The organism is Nocardioides stalactiti, assembly GCF_014180715.1.
Taxonomy (GTDB): domain Bacteria; phylum Actinomycetota; class Actinomycetes; order Propionibacteriales; family Nocardioidaceae; genus Nocardioides; species Nocardioides stalactiti.
Genome location: NZ_JACEFC010000019.1, coordinates 42007 through 48517, shown reverse-complemented (window position 1 = coordinate 48517; position 6511 = coordinate 42007). Strand labels below are relative to the sequence as shown.

At 69.9% G+C, this 6511-nt stretch carries 9 protein-coding genes and 1 tRNA gene; 6 read left to right on the top strand and 4 right to left on the bottom strand.

Going from position 1 to position 6511, the window contains the following annotated elements:
* Nucleotides 1–669, top strand: a 669-nt coding sequence (locus H0487_RS06085) for an RNA polymerase sigma factor (RefSeq protein WP_220793124.1), incomplete at its 5' end; no start/stop codon positions are given.
* Between the two features lie 96 nt (nt 670–765).
* Nucleotides 766–1275: a calcium-binding protein gene (locus tag H0487_RS06080; RefSeq protein ID WP_183093327.1), complete on the top strand. Its 510-nt coding sequence runs from the start codon at nt 766–768 to the stop codon at nt 1273–1275.
* Between the two features lie 50 nt (nt 1276–1325).
* Here the strand turns inward: H0487_RS06080 and H0487_RS06075 are convergent, their stop codons facing one another.
* A complete protein-coding gene (locus H0487_RS06075; protein ID WP_312855838.1) occupies nt 1326–1916 on the bottom strand; it encodes a LysR substrate-binding domain-containing protein in 591 nt (196 codons plus the stop codon).
* Between the two features lie 152 nt (nt 1917–2068).
* On the opposite strand from H0487_RS06075, the gene H0487_RS06070 reads away from it, so the two are divergent.
* From H0487_RS06070 to H0487_RS06060, 3 genes are all read left to right on the top strand, one after another.
* A complete protein-coding gene (locus tag H0487_RS06070; protein ID WP_183093325.1) occupies nt 2069–2536 on the top strand; it encodes an HNH endonuclease in 468 nt (155 codons plus the stop codon).
* Between the two features lie 217 nt (nt 2537–2753).
* Nucleotides 2754–3365: a M23 family metallopeptidase gene (locus H0487_RS06065; protein WP_220793123.1), complete on the top strand. Its 612-nt coding sequence runs from the start codon at nt 2754–2756 to the stop codon at nt 3363–3365.
* A 77-nt stretch (nt 3366–3442) separates the two neighbouring features.
* The gene (locus tag H0487_RS06060; RefSeq protein WP_183093324.1) at nt 3443–3709 is read left to right on the top strand and encodes a hypothetical protein; all 267 of its coding nucleotides are present in this window, start codon (nt 3443–3445) and stop codon (nt 3707–3709) included.
* Between the two features lie 50 nt (nt 3710–3759).
* Here the strand turns inward: H0487_RS06060 and H0487_RS06055 are convergent, their stop codons facing one another.
* Nucleotides 3760–4038: a Fe-S cluster assembly protein HesB gene (locus H0487_RS06055; protein ID WP_183093323.1), complete on the bottom strand. Its 279-nt coding sequence runs from the start codon at nt 4036–4038 to the stop codon at nt 3760–3762.
* Between the two features lie 156 nt (nt 4039–4194).
* Between H0487_RS06055 and H0487_RS06050 the strand changes: the two genes are divergently transcribed.
* Nucleotides 4195–4283 (top strand) — tRNA-Leu (locus H0487_RS06050).
* 100 nt (nt 4284–4383) lie between these two features.
* Here H0487_RS06050 and H0487_RS06045 read toward each other — a convergent pair.
* Complete coding sequence (locus tag H0487_RS06045) at nt 4384–5592, bottom strand: site-specific integrase (protein ID WP_183093322.1); 1209 nt, start codon at nt 5590–5592, stop codon at nt 4384–4386.
* A 119-nt stretch (nt 5593–5711) separates the two neighbouring features.
* A complete protein-coding gene (locus H0487_RS06040; protein WP_183093321.1) occupies nt 5712–6311 on the bottom strand; it encodes a hypothetical protein in 600 nt (199 codons plus the stop codon).
* Nucleotides 6312–6511 lie beyond the last annotated feature (200 nt).

The following is a 6511-nucleotide window of genomic DNA, read 5'->3' as shown; positions in this document are numbered from 1 at the left end:
CGTCCTTGCCATCGACCATGCCGGGAGCACCCGATGACCGACCCCCACCTGTTGCAGGCCGCCGCCCAGGGCGACGCCGCCGCGCGTGGCGCGCTTGCCGCGGACTACGCCGGTGCCGGCGCCGAGGAGCGGATCGCGATCCTCGACGGCCTCGGTGCGCTCGCAGCGACCGGTGCACTGCCGGCGACCGAGCTGCTGCTGGAGCTGGTCCACCGGCACCGGATCGCACAGCCGGCGATCACGAGCCTGCTCATCGATCCCGCCGACATCGAGGACGCCGCCCAGCTGACCCTGATCGCGGTGCTGGAGAACATCGCCCAGTTCGAGGGGCGCTCGCGGTTCCAGACCTGGGTGCGCGCGATCGCGCGCAACGAGGCGCTGCAGGTGCTGCGGCGCAAGCAGCGCAAGACCGAGCCCAGCGGCGAGGAGGTCCCCGAGCTGGCGGCGTTCAGCCGCCGGCTCAGCTCGGTCGTCGCCGACGAGCACGCCGTGCGCCAGGCGCTCGACCGGGTGCCCGAGCCCTACCGCGAGGCGCTGATCCTGCGCGAGTTCGACGGCCTCGGCTACGACGAGATCGCCGAGCGGCTCGGCGTCCCCGTCGGGACGGTGCGATCGCGGATCGCGCGCGCCCGTGACCTGCTCGCGAAGCAGACCTGGAACTTCTCCTGAAAAAACTTTCGCGGATCCGGGAACTGGACCCGGGGCGAGATGCATCCCGTGGATGAGGCCGGCCGCAGCGGCGGGCCACAACCCGAAGGAGACATCATGCGTGCCATCCGAATCATCACCCTGGGTGCGGCCGCCGTTGCCGGCGTCGCTGCCTTCACCGCCAGCCCCGCGTCCGCCATCACCGTCGTCGGCGGCCACCTCAACGACACGCTGTACGGCTCGTCCTACCAGGACGACATCTACGGCTACGAGGGCGACGACAGCCTCTACGGCTACGCCGGGCCCGACAACATCTACGGCGGCTACGGCTACGACTACCTCGACGGCGCCGACGGCCGCGACCGGCTCTACGGAGGTCCCGACGGCGACTACATCGCCGGTGTCGGCGGCGGCGACCGGCTCTGGGGCAACGACGGCAACGACACCCTGGTGCCGGGCTTCGGGCCGGACGTGGTGCGGGCCGGCTACGGCGACGACTACCTCTACGTCTACGCCGACGGCAACGCCGACCTCATCAAGTGCGGCCCCGGCTACGACACCGTCTACTACGACGCCACGGACCCGGGCGACGAGTTCTACGGCTGCGACTACTTCTACGCCGTGTGACCCGTGGGCTCGGTGAGGACCCGCGGCAGCTCCCCGGAGCTGTCGCGGGTTCAGCCGCGTCCGCTGCCGGAACGGCGGCCGCGGGTGATGCCCACGAAGTCCTGGTGGATCGGGCTGTCGTCCTCGCGGCGCCAGACGAGCGCCACCTCGGTGGGCGGCAGGTCGCGCACCGGCCGATGGACGACGTCCTTGCGGTGGTGGAGCCGCGCGATCGCCATCGGCAGGACCGCGACGCCCGTCCCGGCGGCAGCGGTCTCGATCGCGTCCTTCACCGACATCGGGGGGAAGGTCAGCTGGTCGACGGTGGGCCGCCACCCCGACCGTTCGGGGAGTACCAGCTGCTCCTCGGCCAGGTCCTCCGTGCCGACCTCGTCCGCCGCGGCGATGAAGTGGTCGGCGGCGGCGACCACCACCGGGACCTCCTCGTACAGCACGACCCGGTGCAGGGGAGTGGGGCGATCGAGGTCCACCGGGAGCCGGACCAGGGCCAGGTCCGCCGTACCGTCGTCGAGAGCGGATCGGGCCTGCTCCTCCTCGACCGGCAGCAGGTCGAGCGGGATCCGCGGGTGGCGCTCCCGCCAGACCTTGGCCCACTTGTCCGGCGTCACGCCGGGGACGAACGCGATACGCAACCGATCCACGCTTCGAAGAATATTGCGGCAACTTCGACGAAACCCTGGTGGCGCGCGCATGAGCCATGCTTAGGGTGCGGCAATCACCCGGCAATCACCCGGCAACCACCCGGCAACGACGCGGCGATGATCGTGCAGCGGCACGCGGAGGAGGAGGCGCGATGACCCACGTGGCTCACGCTCCGGTCGTGCTGCTCAACGCCTCCTACGAGCCGCACGACGTGGTCTCGTTCCCGCACGCGGTGCGGATGCTCTTCCGCGGCGTCGCCGTCGTGCACGAGGCCGACGAGGACCGGCGGATCGGGCCCCACCCGTGGCCCAAGGTGCTGCGGCTGGTGCGCTACGTCGTCGCGAGCTGGATGTACCGGCCGGCGGCGTACGGCCGCGAGGGGGTCCTGCGCCGGGACCAGTACCGCTGCGCCTACTGCGGGGCGCACGCCACCACGATCGACCACCTGGTGCCGCGCTCCCGCGGCGGCACCTGGACCTGGCTCAACACGGTGGCTGCCTGCGGGCGCTGCAACAGTCGCAAGGGGAACCGCACGCCGGTCGAGGCGGGGATGCACCTGCGCTACGAGCCGTGGGTGCCGACGCGCAGTCAGGTGACCACCTGGGCGCACCGCCGCTGAGTGGTCCGCGACCCGCTCCGGCGTACCCCTTCCGGGTCTTTACCGTCCGTGTGACCTCGGTCGCGGAAAGGCACGTGACTGAGCGGTAACTGGAACGCGTTCTAGTGGGCTGGGTCACACGCGACGCCTGCAGAACTTGAAACCGACGGTCTGACTTTGGCTCACTTGTGGAGCAGTGCTTGCAAAAGTAAGCACTTCGCAAGCCAAAGGAAGCGTCGTGAAGAAGCAGTCCACCACCACCCGCCGAGTCCGTCGTGCGGTCGCCGCGCCCGTGCTGATCGGTGCGATGGCGTGCTCTGTTCTCGGGGTCCCGGAAGCCGCTGCCGCTGCCGAGCAGAACACACCCGCCTGGCTCGTGTCGGCCAACGCCCCCGGCCCGAAGGCCGGCAAGAAGGTCCACATCGTGCAGGGCCTGACCGTGCGGCCCACGCCGCTGGTCAAGGTGCTGCCCGTCCACGGCTACCGGATCACCGCGACGTTCGGCAACGCCGGCAGCCTCTGGTCCAGCGACCACACCGGTCTCGACTTCGCCGCCCCCGAGGGCACGGCGCTGCTCGCGGTCGGCGACGCGGTCGTCACCGAGGTCGGCTACGACGGCGCTTACGGCAACAAGACCGTCCTGGAGCTCGAGGACGGCACCGAGGTCTGGTACTGCCACCAGTCCGCGCAGAACGTCTCGGTCGGCCAGCAGGTCTCGGCCGGGGACGTCATCGGCGCGGTCGGCAGCACGGGCAACTCGACCGGCCCGCACCTGCACCTCGAGGTGCACGTCGGCGGCGAGCCGACCGACCCGGCGGTGGCGCTCGCCGGATGGGGCCTCAAGATCTGACCCGAGGGCCAGGCGTCCGGGCAACAATCGGGACCAAAGTCCCGCTAGCCCCGTCGAGAACCTCGCGTTAGTAGGGCATGACCACGACGACCACCGAGCGAATCCCGCAGGCCACCCTGCGTGAGGAGTGGTCGGCGTCGCGGCTCAGCCACTGGGCCCGCAACCTCGAATCCTCCGTCGAGGCGGCGCGTGCTCCCGTGGGCCCGGGAAACCCCACCCCCTCCCGTGGGCGGAATCCGCGGCTGGCCGATGCCCTCCTGAGGCTGGCCGCGGATCCCCGGGCGACGATCCACGAGCGGGCGCTCGCGGCCGACCGGGCCGCCGAGGCCCTGCGCCGCGGCTGACCCGCGCTGGTGTCCTGGGCGGAGCCCCAGGGTCGGTCCCGGGTGGGGCCTCAGGCCTGGTTGAGGAGCCCGAACTCGACGTTGCCGGACGCGTCGATCCCCGCGTCGAGGACCTTGTCGTCCAGCTGTTCGGCCGCAGCCGAGTCCAGGTAGACCCGGGCGCCGTCCTGCTCGACGAGCTGGTCACCTGCGACCGGCTCGTCCGCAGTGGTCACCGCGAGCTGGGTCTCCGAGCTGCTGGTGATCCGCAACCCGGCCTCCGCAGGCGTGTCCGGGTGGTCGGTGTAGCGCTTGACGATCGTGCAGGCGTTCTCAGTGAGAGTCAGCATCGGCTGCTTTCCGAGATAGACAGCAAAGGCATCTCCACCGTGACAGGGCCGACAGCCCCGTTCAAGTCGACCGCGGCGGGGGTGCTGCAACGGTGGTGCGGAAGTGGCCCCGATGCGGCCTCCCGGGCCGACCTTTGCTAACGTTTCCCCGCACTCGTCCGGGTGGCGGAATTGGCAGACGCGCTAGCTTGAGGTGCTAGTGCCCGTATTAGGGCGTGGGGGTTCAAGTCCCCCCTCGGACACCAGCGCTGACCAGCGCAAACACGGACCGAAGGCCCCTCCTCGCTATCACCGAGGAGGGGCCTTCGCCGTTGAATGTCACGGTGAATGTCACGGATGCATTGGCTAGGAGCCGCTGACGGCCCGCGCCAGCACCCCGCCGAGGGCATCCCCGGCCTGGTCCACGTCGTCTTCCCGAGCGAACAGGTAGACGCTCAGGTGGACCGCCAGCGTGTGCCCCAGGAAAGCCGCCGCTCGGACCGGCGGCACCCCGGCGTCGTGGAGCAGGTAGGCCACTGTGTGCCGCGTGGAGTGGTGCCGGATCACCGGCACCCCGGCCTCACCCGCGAGCAGCGCGAACCGGTCTGAGAACGACTTCGGAACCACCGGCTGACCAGCAGCGTCCACCGCGACCAGGCCCGCCGGGTTTGCCCGGCGGTCAATCAGAGACGCCAGTCGCAGGGCCTTGAGCGCCTTCATCGTTCCCGGCTGGATCGAGTCGGGCCGGATGGTCCGCTTCGACGCCGCCGACTTCACCGGACCGAGCATCCATCGGCGCGGGTCAGTGCTGGAGGAGACGGCCACGCGGGTCTGCCGGATGGTGACGGTGCCCCCTTCGAAGTCGACGGCGTCCCAGGTGAGGCCCAGCACTTCCTCACGCCGGAGACCGAGAGTCGAGAGGCGGAAGGCAGCACCCAGCGGATCGGCGTCGGCGGTCCGGGTGAACTTGACCAACTCCTCCGCCGTCCAGCGCTCCAGCCCCTCGTCATCGGCGTGGAGCACCTTCGGGGGCTTGACTCCACGGGCCACGTTCTCGGAGACGATGCGCTCGATTCGGACACCGTGGTCGAGCACCTGCTTGAGGGCGGTGAGCGAAGCCTTGGCGGCGTGCTCGCCGAGGCCCTGACCAGTGCGGCCACCCTCGCGGACCAGCCACGTCCGGAGGCCGACCACGTCGGCGTGGGTGATGGTGTCGACCATGCGGTCCCCGAGGCGGCGACGGACGGGCTTGAGGGCGTGGGAGTAGGTCTCGCGGGTCACCTCCCGGATCTCGCCACGTCGCGATTCCAGCCACCGATCACACAACGTGTTCAACGAGATCCGGTCGGCTATCACCCGACCGGACTTCCGCTCCGCCCGCAACGCCGCGCCCCGGACCCGCACGTGCTCGCGGGCGTCGGAGAGCGTGTCGTGGAGCCGGGTCTCCTGCTTGCGCCGCCCCTGGGCATCGGTGCCCATGTCGAGCGTGGTCCGGTAGCGGACGCCAGCACCGTTGACCATGCGCCGGATCGGTTCGTCGTACTTCGGACAGTGCTGGCAGGTGTAGCCCGTCACCTCACCACGGCGGAGCACCGGAGACCAACGTGGACTCCGACCCCCTTTGCTGCAGGAGACGCACGTGGGCACCTCCGGGTGTCGTCGGCCCAGGTCTCCCGGGCCCTGTGTGTTGACTGTCACTCCTGGTTCTCCTTTTCGGTGGTGGCGGGCTTGGGCGCTCGCCGGGTTTTGGTGGGTGGCTGTCGCTTGCGGCCTGTGGTGGCCATCGGGATCAGGCCGAGGTCGCGGGTCTCGCGAATCCAGTCGTCGATGGTGAACGGGCTGACGGGTGAGAAGTGGGTGATCAGGTCCTTGCGCCGCTTCCCCTGCCGCCAGAGGGCTGCGATCTCTTGTGGACTGGGCCTCTCGCCGGGGAGCATTGGAGTCCGCGAGTTGAAAACCGCCATGCCTTCCTTCTCCTGTTCGATGAGGTGCAGGCCGACGGCTTCCGCGATCCGCTGAACCGGGACGGCGCGGATCATCGACTGGTCGATCCGCTGGCCCTTGCGGGTGGTGAGGATCGTGAGGCCCGTCAGGTACGCGCCTGACGGGCCGCGCTCGATCGTGGCCTCGTAGATCAGGTTGCGCTCCCGGTCCGTGATCCTTGCTCCAGTGACCTCGACGGCGAGTTCGTTCTCCGGGCTCGCGGGAGGGCCGATCGGGCGCTGGTGGCTGCCCAGGCTCGACCGCAGGATCCGGAACGGTGCGACCGACCATTCAGGGCGGGCTGTCTTCATGACCCAAACTCTACACCTAGATCTTTGGGTCCACGAAGTGCCACGCTGAACCTGTGCAGACCACTACAGAGACGCCGGTCGCAGACCTCCCGACCGTCACCCTCGCTGACTTGCGAGAGGGGTCGGTGACGATCCCGGTCTACCACCCCACGGAGCCGAGCCTGTGCGCAGTGCTCCGCTGCTCTCGGGCACACGGTTAC

Bases quoted from the DNA above. Each gene is read 5' to 3' on its own strand.
- H0487_RS06080 (WP_183093327.1), top strand. From the start codon at position 766: ATGCGTGCCATCCGAATCATCACCCTGGGTGCGGCCGCCGTTGCCGGC.
- H0487_RS06070 (WP_183093325.1), top strand. From the start codon at position 2,069: ATGACCCACGTGGCTCACGCTCCGGTCGTGCTGCTCAACGCCTCCTAC.
- H0487_RS06060 (WP_183093324.1), top strand. From the start codon at position 3,443: ATGACCACGACGACCACCGAGCGAATCCCGCAGGCCACCCTGCGTGAG.
- H0487_RS06055 (WP_183093323.1), bottom strand. From the start codon at position 4,038: ATGCTGACTCTCACTGAGAACGCCTGCACGATCGTCAAGCGCTACACC.
- H0487_RS06040 (WP_183093321.1), bottom strand. From the start codon at position 6,311: ATGAAGACAGCCCGCCCTGAATGGTCGGTCGCACCGTTCCGGATCCTG.